The following is a 16,275-nucleotide window of genomic DNA, read 5'->3' as shown; positions in this document are numbered from 1 at the left end:
ACCCTTCAGAGAGCGGAATTGGAAGTGCTGGGAAGTTCCGTAGGATGCAGCTGACCGAAGTCGCCCGGGAGTCGCCCGTTTGATCCGTAAACTGTTTATGCTAGAACGGGCCGGCAGCAGCCGTTATCTGTATGAGTGTCGCAAGCTGGATTCCGGTTTTATTTGAATTCCGGGATTGGTGTAGCCTGCGAAACAAAGGTGGTACCGCGAAAGTAAAGCCTTTCGTCCTTTGAGGCGAGGGGCTTTTTGTGTTTTCTAGCTTTAAAAGGTAGTTCAAATAATCATCTTTCCATGACGAAGCAGATCATGAAGCCGATTCGACGTCGAATCTTGAATTCAGCCGGGCCTTCCGTTGCTCACGTACCTTATGAGCAAATGCTTACGAAGTCGTTTTCTACGAAAACGTTTAGCTCCGCTACTCAGTCCCTAGCTTCATCCGACCTAAAGCGTTTTGTAAAAAACGCACTTCGGAAGCATACGCTTTGGTCCTGAAAACCTGACTTTTTGAACGAATATTTTAAGTCAATTATTTGTAATGGAGGTTTGGTACAAATGACAGAAAACCATGGACAATCCCTGTCGGCGGAAATGCCGACTACGTACGATCCGAAAGCGGCGGAACAAAAATGGTACCGCTATTGGATGGAAGGCGGCTTTTTCAAAGCTGGACAAAGACCGGAAGCCGAGCCTTTCACAATCGTAATCCCGCCGCCTAACGTAACCGGTATGCTGCATATCGGACACGCGCTGGACTGCACCCTTCAGGATATATTGATCCGCACCAAGCGGATGCAAGGTTATGATGCGCTCTGGCTGCCGGGGTCCGACCATGCCGGGATCGCGACTCAAACCAAAGTCGAGCAGAATCTTCGCGCAGAAGGGCAAACACGCTACGACCTTGGACGTGAGAAGTTTCTGGAGAAGGTATGGGAATGGAAAGATAAATATGCGGCCTCCATTCATGAGCAATGGGCAAAAATGGGCTTCTCTCTCGATTATTCACGGGAACGTTTTACGTTGGACGAAGGTCTGTCGTTGGCCGTCCGTGAAGTATTCGTTAAGCTCTTTGATAAGGGCTTGATTTACCGCGGCAAATACATTATCAACTGGGACCCGGTAGCCCGGACGGCCCTTTCCGATATTGAGGTAGAATACAAAGAAGTTAATGGTCATTTGTATCATTTGCAATATCCGCTTAAAGACGGCAGCGGGTTTATTACTGTCGCAACGACGCGGCCTGAGACGATGCTTGGAGATACCGCCGTGGCGGTGCATCCGAAGGATGAGCGCTACAAGAATCTGATCGGAAAAATGCTTGTTCTGCCGATTACCGGCCGTGAAATTCCGATCATTGCGGACGATTATGTGGATAAGGAATTCGGCAGCGGCGCGGTTAAGATTACTCCGGCTCACGATCCGAACGACTTTGAAGTGGGTCTTCGCCATAATCTGCCGCAAATTACCGTCATGGACGAAAGCGGAACGATGAATAACGAAGCGGGCCAATACCAAGGATTGGACCGCAGCGAATGCCGCAAACAAATCGTTAAGGATTTGCAGGACCAGGGCGTTCTGATCAAAATCGAAGATCATGTTCACCAAGTTGGACACAGCGAACGGACGGGAGCGGTCATTGAGCCGTATCTGTCGACGCAATGGTTCGTAAAAATGAAGCCGTTGGCGGAAGCTGCGATCGCCGCCCAGAAATCCGGAGAAGGCGTCCAGTTCGTACCGGACCGGTTCGAAAAGACGTATCTTCACTGGATCGAAAATGTCCGCGATTGGTGCATTTCCCGCCAATTATGGTGGGGACACCGTATTCCGGCCTGGTATTGTGAAGCGACCGGTGAAATGGTTGTCGCACGGGATGAAGCGGAAGCCCGGGCCAAGCTCGGACGGGATGATCTGGTGCAGGACGAAGATGTCCTCGATACCTGGTTCAGCTCGGCTTTGTGGCCTTTCTCGACTTTAGGCTGGCCTAATGAGAACAGCGAGGACTACAAACGCTTCTTCCCTACGAGCGTGCTCGTTACCGGATACGATATTATTCCGTTCTGGGTATCGCGCATGATCTTTACCGGTTTGGAATTTACGAAGTCCGTTCCGTTCAAAAACGCGCTGATCCATGGATTGGTTCGTGACAGCGAAGGGCGTAAAATGTCCAAATCGCTTGGCAACGGGGTTGACCCGCTGGAAGTCATCGAGAAGTATGGGGCAGATGCGATGCGTTACATGCTCTCGACAAGCAGCACGCCGGGGCAGGATCTTCGTTTCCATTGGGAACGGGTGGAACAGGCTCGTAACTTTGCCAATAAAATCTGGAATGCATCCCGGTTCGCCTTGATGAACCTGGAAGGCGTAACGATCGAAGATATAGATATTAGCGGAGACCTGTCTACCGCGGATCGGTGGATCCTTCACCGTTACAATGAAACGGCCCGTGAAATTACCCGTTTGATCGATGCCTATGAATTTGGGGAAACAGGTCGTCAGTTATACAACTTTATTTGGGATGATCTCTGCGATTGGTACATCGAGTTTGCCAAATTGTCCCTGTACGGGGAAGATGCTGCGGCGAAGCGCAAAACGCAGTCCGTGCTCGCCTACGTGCTTGATCGTACGCTGCGCTTGATTCATCCGTTCATGCCGTTTATTTCCGAGGAAATATGGCAGCATTTGCCGCATCATGGCGAATCGATTACATTGGCCGAATGGCCTAAATATGATCCTTCGCTTGAAGCGCCGGATGCCTTGGAGGAAATGAATCTGCTCGTTGACGTGATTCGTTCGGTTCGTAATATTCGTTCGGAAGTGAATGTTCCGATGAGCAAAAAAGTCGAGTTGCTTGTAAAACCGGCTTCGGCAGAATTGCTGGATATTCTGAATCGGAACGGTCACTATATCAGCCGGTTCTGCAATACGTCCCAGTATGAAGCTTCCTTGCAGGCGGCGGTCCCGGATAAGGCGATGACAGCGGTCGTTACCGGAGCGGAGTTATATTTGCCGCTTGCTGGACTGATCGATATCAGCCAGGAAATCGCGCGCCTTGAAAAAGAGGTTGAACATTTGAACAAAGAAGTGGAGCGCGTTGAGAAAAAACTGGCTAACGAAGGTTTCGTCGCTAAGGCTCCGGCTAAGGTGATTGAGGAAGAACGCGCCAAGATGGCGGACTATTCCGATAAACGCGATAAAGTTCTGGCCCGGATCGGCGAATTGAAGGGCTAGTCAATTTCGTCAACATCTGCGGCTGCGTCATTTGTCCGTTTTACGGGAAATGTACGCAGCCAAAGCTGTTATTTCGTCGAGCTTTTATATACCAACAATTAAATGAAGGTGAACGTGATGGGGGCTCATCAAGGACAGAGTGAAGAAGCACTGCAAAGCTATAGCGAAGCTGTGGATTGGATCAACGGGCTGATTCCTTTCGGAATCCGTCCGGGGTTGGAACGGATCTATCTCTTGATGGAACGGCTCGGCAACCCGCAGCGCAGACTGAAGTTTATACATGTAGCCGGTACGAACGGCAAAGGATCGTCCTGCGCCTTTTTAACCCGTACATTGATGGAATGCGGTTATAATGTAGGGACGTTTACCTCTCCGTACATTACCAAATTCACGAACCGGTTTCAGTGCAATGGGCAAGACATTCCCGAGAAGACGCTGGTGTCCCTGGCAAATCGGGTGATGCCACTAGTGCGGGAAATTGCGGAGACCGAGCTAGGATCGCCTACCATGTTCGAGGTCAGCACGGCGATCGCGATTCTTTATTTTGCCGAGGAATGCTACCCGGATGTCGTGGTATGGGAGACGGGCCTTGGGGGAAGGATGGATGTTACTAACATAGTAACTCCGATCGTTTCTTTGATTACGAATATCGGATATGATCATACCGATGTTCTTGGCGATACGATCGAACAAATCGCCCGCGAAAAAGCCGGGATTATAAAACCCGGTGTTCCGGTAGTGAGTTGCGTCGAACAGCCGGAGGCTATTGACGTCATGAAAGAGACGGCGTCGAAGCAGCGGAGCAGTCTATATTTATTGGGTGAAGAGTTCTCGTTCGACCGCCTCAAGGTCAGTGAGAAAGGACAGGCAATGCTGTTCCGCGGACCTTTCCGCGAATTCGAGCTGGAAATGTCCATGCTGGGCGGGCATCAGTGCAAAAATGCAGCAGGTGTCATGATGGTACTCGAAATACTGAGGCAATATATGGCTTTTGTTCTTGAAGATGAACCGGTACAACGCGGTTTTGAGGCTACCTTCTGGGCAGGTCGGCTGGAACGGATATCGACTGAACCGCGCATTGTATTGGATGGGGCGCACAATCCAGAGGGAGCGGAAACGCTTGCCAAGAGCATCCGTGAAACATTCAGCTACCGTAAGCTTAATTTGATGATGGGGATGCTGGCTAATAAGCATCATCACGCCTACTTGGAGCATATATTACCTATAGTGGATACGCTTATTCTGACCGAGCCCGATTTTCGCCGTAAGCTGGATGCGGAGGCGTTGTATGAACTTGTCCAAGAGCTGAAAGCTGCGAAGGCAAAACCGGAATTGGAAATCATTGTGGAACGTGACTGGAGAAAGGCACTTTCTCTTTTGGAGTCACGGACGGAACGGGAAGATCTTGGGGTGGTCACCGGCACACTGTATATGATTTCGGATGTGCGGGCAGCTCTTTTGCATCAAACCGATTCTGAAAAAGGCTGGTGAACTATAAATTGTTAAATACGACTGAACAACATGTGCATTTTATCGGTATCGGGGGATATGGCATGAGCGCCATCGCCCGTGTAATGCTTGAAATGGGTTATACCGTAACTGGATCGGATGTGGCGGCCCAGGAACTGACTGAAAAACTGGCGGCTAAGGGAGCCAAAATTTATATCGGCCACACCGCGGAGCAAGTACATGGAGCGGACTTGGTGGTATATTCCACCGCGCTTCCGAAAGATAACGTAGAACGGGTAGAAGCTGAGGAGCGGGGGATTCCGATTTTGCACCGTTCCCAGATGCTCGCACGCCTGCTTAATGAACGACAGGGAGTTGCGGTTGCGGGAGCCCACGGCAAGACGACGACCTCTTCGATGATCGCGCTCGTCATGGAACAATGCGGAACCGATCCGACCTATATTATCGGCGGAGAGATCATGGACATCGGAACGAACGCTAAAGCCGGACAAGGAAAATTTGTGGTGGCCGAAGCGGACGAAAGTGACGGATCCTTCTTGCAGTATCATCCCTCACTGGGAGTCGTTACGAATATAGAAGCGGATCATCTTGAAAATTACGGCGGCGACTTCGGTCGCTTGAAAGAAGCTTATGTCCAGTTTTTGAATCAGATCAAAGCGGACGGCAAGGCCGTGATCTGCGGGGATGATGCCAATATCATAGAGTTGCTGCCAAGTTTAAAGTGCCAAACGATAACTTATGGCATCGATTCGGCCTGCGATTATACAGCCGAGCAAATCAAGCTAGGCGATCGTCAAGTCTCGTTTATGATGAAGCACGGCGAGCGGGAACTCGGAAAGGTCGAGCTCTCGGTTCCGGGGAAACATAACGTATACAATGCGATGGCAACGATCATTGTTTGTCTGGAGGCCGGCATTCCTTTTGCCGAAATCACCGCTGCCATCATCAGGTTCCACGGAGCTAAACGGCGGTTTCAGGTGCTTGGAGAAAGTGGCGGGATTCTGGTAATCGACGACTATGCGCACCATCCGACGGAGATTGAAGCGACGATTGCCGCCGCGAAGGCAACGGGCAAGCGGATCATCGCCGTATTCCAACCGCAGCGTTATACGCGCACTTTCTTTTTGCTGGATGCGTTCAGCCGTGCGTTCAGCGGAGCGGATGAAGTAATCATCACGGACATTTACTCGCCTGCAGGCGAGAAACAAATTGAAGGGGTGAGCTCTTCCAAGCTGGTGGAACTCATTAAGCAAAACAGCAATGCGGGAGCCAGATACCTGTCGACCAAGCAGGATGTGATCGCGGATCTTGAGGGTCGGCTTCAACCGGGAGATTTGGTATTGACGATGGGGGCCGGCGATATTTGGAAAGTTGGATATGAACTCGCCCAAAAATTGTCCGACTGAACGGTGGAAACATAGCCGGTAATAATCAGAAAAGAAACTTAAGCAACCCCGATACTCTCGGGGTTGCTCTTTTATTTTTGGCTGGTATATAAGCTCCTCTCCATTCATATTGTATTTTTAGAAGAATGGACAAGGAGCGTGCGGAACGTGAATAACGCTAAAATGACTTTCCGATTTGACGATCAAGGGCGGGAAACCTCGCAGAATCGCCAAATCTCACAGGATCGCCAATCCACGGAGGAACAACAAATCCCGCAGGAACGGCAAGTTTCAGTGGAACGGCAATCTCAGCAAAAGCGCACTTTAGAAGTCGTACCCACAACGCCACCGTCACCGTCATCGTCACATACACTGGAAGCCGAGCCTGAATACTCAAGGAAACCTGTCTCCGAGGATGATACCGGTTTTGTTTATAACGAGCGGAGTGATCGGGACCCAACCACCTATCGCGCCGTTGAACTGGCGGAGGATTGGGGAGACCCGTTTACGGATTATACCGGGACTCACGGAATGGTCGTTCCGTCTTACGGTAATCACGCCCCGCGCCGTACGTCATGGTGGAAGGTTGCCGGGTCACTGACAGGCGCCATCGTTACCGGGGCGTTGTTCGGATTTGTAGTCCTCTCCATGTTCAATGGCGAAGTGACCGTTCCCATCCCGGGGATTTCCGTTCCTAATCAAACGGCAGCAGGAGAAGCCGTTACGGATATCCCTGTCTTCGGTCAGATTATTGAAGAGGATAACGCAGGCTCGGGAAACTCCGTACCGGTAAACATTGCTTTGCCGGAGCAAACCTACCATTTTCTTCAGTATGGGGTATTTAGCACGGCTGAAGGAGTGGTGCTCGCGCAGAAGGAATTGCAGGAATCCGGGATTGCCGCGGCCAGGGACACCGTTGACGAAAAGCGGGTTTACGCCGGTGTTTCCCCTGATCGTGAACAAGCCAAATTACTCAGCAGCCAGCTCAAGACGGCCGGAGTCAATCTCATCCTGCATGAAATCGCGCTGCCTACTTCGGCCGAGGTGGTATTCAACGGGGACGTGGTATCGCTGGAACGGTATTTTGCCCAAAGTGCCGAATTGATAGAATTGCTTAGTTCTTTATCGGCATCGCGTCTGGTCGAAGTTTCCCCTCAAATGCTAACGGCCGAGGAGCTGGGGGAGCTTGGGCAGAGTCATCAATTGTGGACAGAAAGCGCAGCCGCAGTCCGCGGCCAGCAGCCGGAGACCTTTGCGGCGGAGGTCAGTGAGATGGAAAAGGCGATGAACAGTGCAGTAGAAGCTATGGCTGAATATAACAAAAAAGGGGCCAAAACATTGCTTTGGGAAGTCCAGGACGAGATTATGAGCTTTATTCTTGCTGAGCAAAAACTAGTGGGTTCCGGAAGCTGATCGCTGAAATTCGGTAAAAAACGGTAAGGGATTGGTAATACTTCCCCTTACCGTTTTTGTGTTTGTATTGCCGCTGAATAAACCTTATAATAATGGGGTGTCAAAAAATGGCGAGGATGACAGTGAAATCGTTGTCGAATCTTTCCGCCATCTAAGCCCTGTGAGAGACGGAACCGAAGGAAGAGAGGCTTTCTTTGGAAATCCGAACCGTTAAAGGAGAGTAGTGCCCCTTGGAATCCTCAGCAGCACGCCGCATCATTCTTGCATCTACATCCCCGCGCCGACGCGAACTGTTATCTTCTTTACATATTCCGTTTGAAGTTGTGCCGAGTCATGCCGATGAAACGACACCGGAGGACTGGTCGCCGGAAATCATCGTGACAGAGCTTGCCAAACGGAAGGCGGACGCCGTATACCTGAGCTTGAATCCTCAGGATCGTCAAGGCGTCATCGTCGGTAGCGATACGGTTGTTGTCAGGGATCATGTTGTGCTGGGCAAGCCGAAGGACAAGCAGGAGGCCGCCTCTATGATTTCTTCGTTGCAGGGGAGGAGCCACCAGGTTTATACCGGCGTTGCCTGTATAGACAGCCTTACCGGCGAGACCCGGGTGGATTACAGAATGACAGTAGTGACGATGAAGGCGCTGACCGAGGAGCAGATCGAAGCATACGCTGCCAGCGGAGAAGGACTGGACAAAGCCGGAGCTTACGGCATTCAAGGACTTGGGTCGACGATCGTGACCGGGATCGAAGGCTGTTATTTTAATGTCGTCGGATTACCGTTGTCATTGCTGGCCGAGATGCTGGCTTCATTCGGAATTGCCGTGTTTTAAGAATCAGGAAGAGATAAAGCATATCCTTCCGGAATGTATTTTGCCCGCAAAGCGTTGCTTTGCCAAAACCATTCGGAAGCGAGGGATCATGTTGGAAATTGCAACTTATATGCTGCGTGATATTCCTAATGAAGAACGGCCCAGAGAACGGATGCTGCAATATGGGGCAGGCGCGCTAAGTCAGGCGGAACTGCTTGCTATTTTGCTGCGGACGGGGACGCGTCAGGAGTCCGCGATTCACATGGCTCAGCGGATACTGGCGGAAAATGGAGGGATCCGGGGCATCTTGGATCTCAGTCTAGATGAATTGACGAAAATGAAAGGAATCGGACCGGCTAAAGCGGTGCAGATCAAGGCTGGTATAGAGCTTGGTCAACGGTTAGCCAGAACGCGCCTGCCGGAAGCGCAGACGATTCGCAGCCCGCATGATGCGGCGGATTTATTGATGGAACAACTCCGGTATTTGCATAAGGAACATTTTGTTTGTCTGTTTTTAAATACGAAAAATCATATCATTGCTCAGGAGACCCTGTCGATCGGAAGTTTAAATGCTTCTATCGTTCATCCGCGGGAAGTGTTTCGCGCCGCAATCAAGTGCAGCAGCGCATCCGTCGTATGCGCCCATAATCATCCCAGCGGGGACCCGACGCCTAGTCCGGAGGATATCCGGATGACGGAACGGCTGTGCCGGGCGGGAGATATTGTGGGGATCGACGTGTTGGACCACATTGTCATCGGGGACGGAAAATTCGTCAGTTTGAAGGAGCAAGGCTTGATGTAATATAATAGATAAGATACAGAAGGAAAGGGAGATACAGCATGTTAGGTGGCTTTACGAAAGATTTGGGAATCGATTTGGGGACGGCAAATACCCTGGTTTATATCCGTGGAAAAGGAATTATCGTGAGAGAACCTTCGGTAGTCGCCATTCATACCGATACTAAAAATATTGTGGCGGTCGGCGAGTCGGCCAAAAAAATGATCGGGAGAACTCCGGGCAATATCCGGGCCATTCGTCCAATGAAGGACGGGGTTATCGCCGATTTTGATACGACGGCAACAATGATCAAATATTTCATTCGCCAGGCACAGAAGCAGCGTTCGCTGTTCCAGCGCCATCCTAACGTGATGGTTTGCGTTCCGTCCGGCATCACGGCCGTTGAACAACGCGCGGTAGAAGATGCGACCAAACAAGCCGGAGCTCGTGAAGCTTATACGATCGAGGAGCCTTTCGCAGCGGCAATCGGCGCTGACTTGCCGGTCTGGGAACCGACAGGAAGCATGGTTGTTGATATCGGCGGCGGTACGACAGAGGTTGCGGTTATCTCTCTGGGAGGCATCGTAACGAGTAAATCGGTACGGGTTGCCGGCGACGAAATGGATGAATCGATCATCCAGTACATTAAACGGCAGTATAATTTAATGGTGGGCGAAAGAACGTCCGAACAATTGAAAATGGATATCGGTTCCGCGCTTGCTTTGGAAAAGGTCGAAACGATGGAAATCCGGGGCCGCGATCTTGTTTCGGGACTGCCGAAAACGATCACCATCACTTCTGACGAAATTTCCGAAGCGCTTAGCGATACGGTTAATGCTATTGTGGATGCCGTTAAAGTCACCTTGGAGAAATGTCCTCCGGAGCTGGCCGCGGATATTATGGACCGCGGAATCGTATTGACCGGCGGCGGAGCCCTGCTTCGCAATCTGGACAAATTGCTTGCAGGCGAGACGGGAATGCCCGTTATCGTTGCGGAGAACCCGCTGGATTGCGTAGCGATCGGCACGGGCAGAGCCTTGGATAACATTCACTTGTTTAAGTCAAAGAGCAGCTCCGCGCTTCGTTCCAAGCGTTAAGATTGAAGAATGCTTCACACATTGGATAACGGCCCCGTCCGGCAGCGGACGGACAGCCGTTTTTCTCGGTTTTTAACATTCTGATCATTCGGGAGAATCCCCGCTAAGGGGATAGGGAGAAATATGTAAGGTTGGAGGGTGCTTAAACTGTTTAAGCTGCTTGGCAATAAAAGACTGTTTATTTTGCTGATGGGACTCATCCTTTTCATTGCGGTCATGGGTTTCACCCTCGGATCGAGAACCAAATTGTCCTGGCCGGAAAAGTTTGTCAAGGACACGGTTGGCTTTGTGCAATACGTGTTTTACAAGCCCGCTGGCTACGTAGCGGGCTTGTTTGAAGATATCTCGGAACTGCATGCGCTCCAGGAGGAGAATGAGCAGCTTAAAATCGCCCTGTCCCACTATACGCGGGATAAGGCTTACTATAACTGGATTGAGCAGGAGAACGAGCGCCTGAAGAACGACCTGAAATTTACGAATGCTCAAAAGGAAATGTACGATTACACCTGGAAGATCGCACATGTCATTAGCGTGAATGATGATCCTGTCAATCGGACGATCGTGCTCAACATCGGTGGACGGGAAGGCGTCAAAGAAGGCATGGCCGTCTCTTCCGCTGAAGGTTTGGTTGGGATCGTCAGCCATGTCAGCAATTTTACCGCCACGGTGAAACTGGTAACGACGATGGATGCTAGAGATCCGAATTCAAACGGGATTGCCGTAACGGCCCAAGGTAAGGAGAATCAGATTTTCGGGGTGATCGAGTCCTTTGACAAAACCAGCGGTAATTTCCTGATGAGCCGAATTGATGACAAGAAGACTCTTGCCGAGGGTGACCTTATCGTATCCTCGGGAATCGGCGGGGTATTTCCGCGCGGGATGATTATCGGCAAGGTCACGGATATCCAGGTAGGCGAATTTGGGTTGACCTATACAGCTACGGTTAAACCGGCGGCGAGCTTTACGGATTGGAAAGAGCTGTTCGTAGTCTTTGCACCGGAGGCTGAAAAAGAGTGAGGAAACGCAAATATATTCTGATTCTGCTGCTGTTTCTTCTGTTCATTGTGGAGGGGACCATCGTCCCCTGGCTGATCCCGCCTTCCTGGGAGACCCGCATCGTCCCGCATCTGGTTTATATCGCTATTTTATTTTTCTCCGTATATGAGAATCGCCATACCGGACTGGTGCTCGGACTGTGCTTCGGCTTGCTGCAGGATATTGTATACTATGGTTCCATGATCGGCGCTTATTCGTTCGCGATGGGATTCTCCTGCTACCTGCTGGGGCTTCTGTCCAAGACGCGTCAAGCTCCGCTTCCATTAATGATGATTATCGTTTTGACCGGAAGTATACTGCTTGATTCGATATTGTTCGGTACTTATTCCTTGTTCGGACTTGTTCACGAGCCGTATGCCTGGGCTTTGATGAATCATATTATTCCGAATGTGTTCGTGCAGTTTGTGTTCGCGTTGATCATTTATGTACCGCTTCGCCGACAGCTAGAAATCATTACCAAGCGTCGTTCAGTCGAAGACAAGGCTTGATTTCCGACTTTTGCCCGGGAGAAGCAGGAACTTTCCGCCTTCTGCTCGAATTGATTAGGGAGGAGGGACAGGCTTATGACAGTAAAACCCAATCACGTTACAATCAAAGGCATCAAGGATGGCCTGGTTTTCCTGCTGGACGACAAGTGTGAACTCGGAACTTTGCTGGAAGAGTTGCGTTATAAATTGGAACATAGCCATCAAAATATTTTAACCGGTCCGATCATACATGTTGACGTAAAGCTGGGGACGCGGATCGTAAGCGACGACCAGAAAGAGTCGATCCTGGATATCCTGAGGCAAAAGGGAAACCTGCTGATTCGCTCCGTGGAAATGCCGGATTCGGAGTCTGCTGCCGATCCTCTCAAATCATTGACTACGATGTGCGGAATCGTCCGCTCCGGGCAAGTGCTCCATCATGAAGGGAACCTGATGTTCCTGGGAGACGTGAATCCGGGCGGAACGATCGCCTGTACGGGAGATATTTTTATTCTCGGATCATTGAGAGGAATGGCGCATGCCGGCTTGGAGGGCAATGAAGAGGCGGTAATTGCGGCCTCTTATTTGGCGCCTACCCAGCTTAGAATTGCCGAGGTTATCAGCCGGCCTCCGGATGAATGGGAGAACCGGGAGACTAGTATGGAATTTGCTTTTTTAAGTGACGGGAAGATGCAGATAGACAAAATTAGCAATATCCTCCGGATGAGACCGGATTTTATCGCGTTTAAAGGGGTGTAATCTATGGGAGAAGCTATCGTTGTCACATCCGGTAAGGGCGGTGTGGGCAAAACGACCACTTCGGCCAATATCGGTACAGCGCTTGCGCTGCTTGGCAAAAAGGTGTGTCTGGTGGATACGGATATCGGACTGCGCAATCTGGACGTAGTTATGGGACTGGAGAACCGGATCATTTATGATTTGATCGATGTGGCTGAAGGACGCTGTCGTTTAAACCAGGCTCTGGTGAAGGACAAGCGATTCGATGAGCTTTACATGCTGCCCGCTGCGCAAACTAAGGACAAACACGCGGTGACCGCTGAACAGGTCAAGGACATCATTCTTGAATTGAAAAAAGATCATGAATACGTGATTATCGACTGCCCTGCCGGGATTGAACAGGGCTTCAAAAACGCTATTGCCGGTGCCGATCAGGCTATCGTCGTGACTACGCCGGAGCATGCGGCCGTGCGGGACGCGGACCGGATTATCGGGCTGCTTGAGAGCTCCCATATCTCTTCGCCAAAATTGATCGTAAACCGGATCAGGGCAAATATGGTCAAATCCGGCGACATGCTCGAAATTGAGGATATCCTTCAGGTGCTGAATATCGACTTGATCGGTATCGTGCCGGATGACGAGTCTGTAATCAAAGCGGCCAATTCCGGTGAGCCGACGGTAATGAACCCCGATTCGAGAGCGGCAATCGCTTACCGCAACATTGCCCGCCGGATTTTGGGCGATACGGTTCCCCTGATGCTGCTGGATCAGAAAAAGGGCATGTTTACGCGCTTCAAAAAGTTTTTCGGAATGGGTTGATATTACTTGTTTTTCAAACTGAAAAAAGTGGACTGGCCAATGGTGGGTATCCTCCTTGTATTTATGGTGTTCAGCACGCTGCTGGTCCGAAGCGCCATTGCTCCGTATGAAACCCAATTCAGGGCTTACGATTTGAAAACGCTAGGATTCTATATCGTGGGATTTATCGTGGTATTCGCTATGGCCCTGGTTGATTACAGGACACTTTTGAAATATAGCTGGTATATTTACGGGGGAGGCTGCTTCCTGCTTGTCCTGGTATTCTTGTTTGCCCCGGAAATTAATGGAGCGCGCAGTTGGTTCATGATTCCGGGAGGACTGCAGTTTCAACCTGCCGAACTCGTCAAGATCATACTGATTCTGACTACGGCTTACTTGCTGGGTCAGCGAAACGGACAGCAACTGCGCTTTCGCCGGGACATTATTCCCATCTCGGCAGTGACGTTGCTTCCGTTTATTTTGGTGCTTATTCAACCCGATTTGGGCAACGCCATTATTTATCTGGTCGTCCTGGTTGCGATGCTGTGGATCGGCAATACAAAGTATAGTCATGTGCTCATCGGACTAACCGTAGTAATAGCTGCCTTAATTGCTTTTGTTACTATTTTCAACACTTACAATGTGCAGATTCACGATTATTTGGAACAGCATAAGAAGCTGCACTGGTACCAGCGAATAAATACGTTCATTAATCCGGACCAGGCTTCAAGCGATGATAAGCATCAGTCCAGTTACGCCAAAATTGCAATCGGCTCCGGGGGGCTGACGGGAGACGGCTATTTGCAAGGTGAACTAAAAAATAAAAAGTTCGTCCCGTATCCTTATTCGGATTCCATCTTTGTGGTGGTCGGTGAAGAATTCGGCTTTCTCGGCTCCGCCTTGCTGCTGCTCATCTACTTCTTGTTTATTTACAGGATGATTCTCATTGCCTTGCACTGCATCGACAAGCGAGGCGCCTATATGATCGTCGGGATTGCCGCGATGTTTTTGTTCCAGATTTTCGAGAACGTCGGAATGATGATCGGATTAATGCCAATCACGGGGATTACGCTGCCGTTTATTAGTTATGGCGGGACCTCGCTGCTGATCAATATGCTTTGTATTGGATTGGTATTCAGCATTAAGCTGCATCAGGAAAAGTATAAAGTGGATTAAAGAACCGGTGCCGAAGGGCATCGGTTTTTTTGCGGTTCATATTTCGGTCAAGCCCCTCATACATATAAATCACGAGATGTGACCGGGAGGGTGCGAGAAATGGATGTGAAATCGAATGTGCGAAAGCGCCGCGAAGAACGCATCAGACAGTTGACTGCCGGAGATTTGGCGGGAGCGGGAGCGGGACATGCCCCCGCGGCGGACGGAATGCCCGGAAATACGGAAGTGGTCAGAGGAGACAAGCAAGCGCCGAAGCCTCTATTTTCAAGAGAAGTGGATGAGCCAGATCCCGAGCTCCTGTGGAAACGGGGGCAAGGCCGATGGAATGATAGCGATGTGCCTGGTTCGGGAGACGGCGGTTATTCCGGAGGCAACAAGACCTCATTTTGGAGTATGTTGTTCCTGAGAATGATCATCAGCGCTCTATTGTTTGCTGCATTATGGGGAATTGAACGGTATGAGCCCGCCTGGTCTCTTCCGGTCCGTGCCTTCGTGGCCCAATCGCTTACGCAGGAAATGGATTTTGGCGCCGCAGAGGCTTGGTATGAGCGTACTTTTGGGGGGCCGCCTTCCTTTATTCCAATCTTTAAACACAATGAAGAGAAAGGTTTAAAGGTAGGGACGGTCACCGGATTTGTGACTCCGATCGAAGGGACATTGGCATCTCCTTTTGCCCTTAACCTGAAAGGGGTGGAGATTATCCCGACGGGAGATTCGGGCGGCGGAGATCAGGTTAAAAGCGTAGAAACGGGACGTATTCTCAGCGTAGCCCGTGACGCCATAACCGGAATGACGGTAACGGTTCAACATGCGAACGGGTATGTATCGGTCTATGGACATCTGGAACAGCCCTCGGTAGCCAAAGGCGATTGGGTGGAGGGGGGCGACGTCCTTGGAAAAATCGTAGCCCCGAGCGAGAACGAATTTCCAACCCTGTATTTTGCGATGAAAAAAAATGATCGGTATATTGATCCGGCGGATGTGATTCCTTTTGATTAAGTGGGGCGGCATCAATATCTCTTTTCATCCCTTTTTTATACTAATTATGCTGGCTTCCATTTTTACCGGTCATTTTTTGGAGCTTCTCGCCTTGTTTGCCATAGTGTTCGTTCACGAGCTCGGCCATGTGGCTTGCGCCCGGCTATTCGGCATTCACGTATCGTCCATACAAATGCTCCCTTTTGGCGGCGTTGCGGTGATGGAGGATACCGGACATTTGACTGCCGGACGTGAGGTGGCCATTGCGCTGGCCGGACCGGCGCAAAACCTGCTGATGATTGGAATCTCCTGGCTTCTTCATGCCACCGGCATTTGGGAGGGGCCGTTTTTTTCTTATTTTGTAGAAAGCAACTTGTTAATCGCCTTGTTTAATTTGCTCCCGATTTTGCCGCTGGACGGAGGAAGGGTTTGCCAGGCCTTATGCAGTAAGGGGCTTCCGTTTCATTCCACGCTGGTTTGGTCGCTTCGCATCAGCATCCTGTTCAGTTTGTTTGTGACGGTGTATTCTGTTGCTCCGCTGGTGCTGGGTTATGGGGCGCTGCAAATGAACCTGTTATTGGTAGGCGTGTTTTTGCTTTATTCCAATATAACGGATTATCGAAATATCCCGTACCGGTTCTTGCGGTTTCTCGTTAACCGTGAGAATGAATTTGCCCGCCATCTATTGGCCGGGAGTCTGGCACAGCCGATTGTTGCCGACAAAGCGAAACCTTTGGACGGACTTTTGCGTCTCTTTAAAAGGGAAAAGTATCATTTCATATATATTATGAATGCTCAAGGGAATATTGTAGCTGTGGTGCCGGAGCAACGGGTAATTTCCTCTTATTTGCGGGGAGATCCCGGCGCTTGATTATGGGAGGC

14 protein-coding genes and 1 other annotated feature (1 of these 15 only partly in view) are annotated in these 16,275 nt (G+C 50.4%); all 14 genes read left to right on the top strand.

Translation table 11 applies throughout. From position 1 onward, the window contains the following. Nucleotides 1–233: a binding site (T-box leader), on the top strand; it begins 33 nt to the left of the window's first position. A 319-nt stretch (nucleotides 234–552) separates the two neighbouring features. The 14 genes from KB559_RS17230 to KB559_RS17165 all read left to right on the top strand — a co-directional run bounded on the left by KB559_RS17230 (nucleotide 553) and on the right by KB559_RS17165 (nucleotide 16,264). Beyond that, nucleotides 553–3,225: a valine--tRNA ligase gene (locus tag KB559_RS17230; protein WP_211023248.1), complete on the top strand. Its 2,673-nt coding sequence runs from the start codon at nucleotides 553–555 to the stop codon at nucleotides 3,223–3,225. A gap of 117 nt (nucleotides 3,226–3,342) precedes the next feature. Further along, entirely contained in the window at nucleotides 3,343–4,716 is a 1,374-nt protein-coding gene (locus KB559_RS17225; protein ID WP_211023246.1) for a bifunctional folylpolyglutamate synthase/dihydrofolate synthase, read from the top strand. 8 nt (nucleotides 4,717–4,724) lie between these two features. Next, nucleotides 4,725–6,101, top strand: coding sequence for a UDP-N-acetylmuramate--L-alanine ligase (gene murC, locus KB559_RS17220; RefSeq protein ID WP_211023572.1), 1,377 nt, complete (start codon nucleotides 4,725–4,727; stop codon nucleotides 6,099–6,101). Between the two features lie 147 nt (nucleotides 6,102–6,248). Continuing rightward, a complete protein-coding gene (locus KB559_RS17215; RefSeq protein WP_348772934.1) occupies nucleotides 6,249–7,493 on the top strand; it encodes an SPOR domain-containing protein in 1,245 nt (414 codons plus the stop codon). Nucleotides 7,494–7,723: 230 nt separating this feature from the next. Continuing rightward, the gene (locus tag KB559_RS17210; RefSeq protein WP_211023244.1) at nucleotides 7,724–8,326 is read left to right on the top strand and encodes a Maf family protein; all 603 of its coding nucleotides are present in this window, start codon (nucleotides 7,724–7,726) and stop codon (nucleotides 8,324–8,326) included. 88 nt (nucleotides 8,327–8,414) lie between these two features. Beyond that, a complete protein-coding gene (radC, locus tag KB559_RS17205) occupies nucleotides 8,415–9,107 on the top strand; it encodes a RadC family protein (RefSeq protein ID WP_211023242.1) in 693 nt (230 codons plus the stop codon). 38 nt (nucleotides 9,108–9,145) lie between these two features. Further along, nucleotides 9,146–10,180 carry a rod shape-determining protein gene (locus tag KB559_RS17200; protein WP_211023240.1) on the top strand — a complete coding sequence of 345 codons (1,035 nt, stop codon included), beginning with the start codon at nucleotides 9,146–9,148 and terminating at the stop codon, nucleotides 10,178–10,180. Nucleotides 10,181–10,318: 138 nt separating this feature from the next. After that, on the top strand, nucleotides 10,319–11,197 hold the full coding sequence (gene mreC, locus KB559_RS17195) for a rod shape-determining protein MreC (RefSeq protein WP_211023238.1): 879 nt from the start codon (nucleotides 10,319–10,321) through the stop codon (nucleotides 11,195–11,197). Continuing rightward, nucleotides 11,194–11,724, top strand: coding sequence for a rod shape-determining protein MreD (gene mreD / locus KB559_RS17190; protein WP_211023236.1), 531 nt, complete (start codon nucleotides 11,194–11,196; stop codon nucleotides 11,722–11,724). The genes mreC and mreD overlap by 4 nt, the downstream gene beginning before the upstream one ends. Nucleotides 11,725–11,799: 75 nt before the next feature. After that, nucleotides 11,800–12,462 carry a septum site-determining protein MinC gene (minC, locus tag KB559_RS17185; protein ID WP_211023234.1) on the top strand — a complete coding sequence of 221 codons (663 nt, stop codon included), beginning with the start codon at nucleotides 11,800–11,802 and terminating at the stop codon, nucleotides 12,460–12,462. Between the two features lie 3 nt (nucleotides 12,463–12,465). Beyond that, nucleotides 12,466–13,260: a septum site-determining protein MinD gene (gene minD / locus KB559_RS17180; protein ID WP_211023231.1), complete on the top strand. Its 795-nt coding sequence runs from the start codon at nucleotides 12,466–12,468 to the stop codon at nucleotides 13,258–13,260. A 6-nt stretch (nucleotides 13,261–13,266) separates the two neighbouring features. Next, nucleotides 13,267–14,415: an FtsW/RodA/SpoVE family cell cycle protein gene (locus KB559_RS17175; protein WP_211023229.1), complete on the top strand. Its 1,149-nt coding sequence runs from the start codon at nucleotides 13,267–13,269 to the stop codon at nucleotides 14,413–14,415. A gap of 99 nt (nucleotides 14,416–14,514) precedes the next feature. Further along, nucleotides 14,515–15,414 (top strand): M23 family metallopeptidase, encoded by a 900-nt coding sequence (locus KB559_RS17170; protein ID WP_211023227.1) that lies wholly within the window; start codon nucleotides 14,515–14,517, stop codon nucleotides 15,412–15,414. Beyond that, the gene (locus KB559_RS17165; RefSeq protein WP_211023225.1) at nucleotides 15,407–16,264 is read left to right on the top strand and encodes a M50 family metallopeptidase; all 858 of its coding nucleotides are present in this window, start codon (nucleotides 15,407–15,409) and stop codon (nucleotides 16,262–16,264) included. The genes KB559_RS17170 and KB559_RS17165 overlap by 8 nt, the downstream gene beginning before the upstream one ends. Nucleotides 16,265–16,275: the final 11 nt, after the last annotated feature.

The organism is Paenibacillus sp. Marseille-P2973 (assembly GCF_018101095.1).
Taxonomy (GTDB): Bacteria; Bacillota; Bacilli; order Paenibacillales; family Paenibacillaceae; genus Fontibacillus; species Fontibacillus vini.
This window is presented reverse-complemented; position numbering and strand designations above follow the sequence as displayed.